A 1116-nucleotide genomic window follows, 5' to 3' on the forward strand; every position below is an offset into this window, starting at 1 on the left:
GCCGCTACAGTTCGACAGAGCCGACTTTTATCCCTGTTCCACCAACCACACAAGGTGCAGTATGAAGCGTAAGCCTTTTTTTGCGGATCCCTTGGCGGGCATGCATCGATCTTGAAACCGTATCCTTCTGCGCACTCGCCATACGCGCGTTGCACTTCGGGCTCGTAATAACACGCCCGGGTGATCGCACATTTGCAGTTGTCGATGATGACCCGGGCCGGCACACCCCCAAATGCCTCAAAGGCGCGCCGATGACATCCCAGCCAGGTCGCTACCGTTTGGTCTCGGACAAACTCAACGTATTGGTGGCGCGACCAGGCTAGCGTCATGACGAAGAACCATGTCTTGTAGATCTCACCGGTAAGTGCGTCGGTCATCATCGGGCCGGCACCGAAATCAACTTGCGCCGCTTCGGCCGGCTTGAACTCCAGGCGCAGCGGCACGTCGGGCGTGTGCGAAGCGTCTATATGCACAAGGAAACGATAGACCGACGAATAGCTGCCGCTGTATCCGTGGTTGCGAACGAGCGTGGCGTGGATCGTCGTGCATTGAACGCCGGTTGCTCGCCACTTGGTGATCTGCTCGCGCCACGGTTCCAAGGTTGAGACGCAGCTCGATGGAAGTGGCGCCTCTTTGCGATCCAGGAGAACGGCCATTACGTGTTCGTCGGGTAAGGCCGCTTCACGCGCCAACCATCCGTTCTTGGCGGCAATCTCCCGCACCTGCGCAATCTTCTTGCGCCCCATCGTCTTCGATCGTGCGATATCCCGGTCAGAGTCGCCTCGGCGCATGCGCACCAGGATCTGTCGGTATTGGTACATCTCGAACCTCCGATTGGCCACGGCCACTCCCGGCAAAAGGCCGGCAGTCTAGCCGATCAATGAAAGTTCGAACCCTCGTTGCTCGTCACCTGGGTGGCGCCATTACGCCGAAAAACTACTGGCGCCTTTACGCCGAAAACACCGTGGCTCCATTACGCCGGAAATCCGGTGGCGCCATTACGCCGAAAACGAAATGGCGCCTATATGCCGGAAATTCACAAGGTCAAAGCGGCGGCCAGCAGTTCCCGGATCTCCTCATCGGCATAGATGTGCGGTGTCAAACGGCGATGGGCTC

2 protein-coding genes are annotated in these 1116 nt (G+C 58.5%); one reads left to right on the forward strand and one right to left on the reverse strand.

Annotated features, from left to right (window positions below):
* The coding region (gene istA, locus AWB69_RS45260) for an IS21 family transposase (RefSeq protein ID WP_231937468.1) at positions 1-821 on the reverse strand (821 nt) is incomplete at its 3' end.
* Between the two features lie 59 nt (positions 822-880).
* On the opposite strand from istA, the gene AWB69_RS50240 reads away from it, so the two are divergent.
* Positions 881-1116 (forward strand): hypothetical protein (locus AWB69_RS50240; RefSeq protein WP_231937469.1); only part of this gene is annotated, 236 nt, incomplete at its 3' end.

The sequence above is a fragment of the Caballeronia udeis genome, from assembly GCF_001544555.2.
Lineage (GTDB): Bacteria > Pseudomonadota > Gammaproteobacteria > Burkholderiales > Burkholderiaceae > Caballeronia > Caballeronia udeis.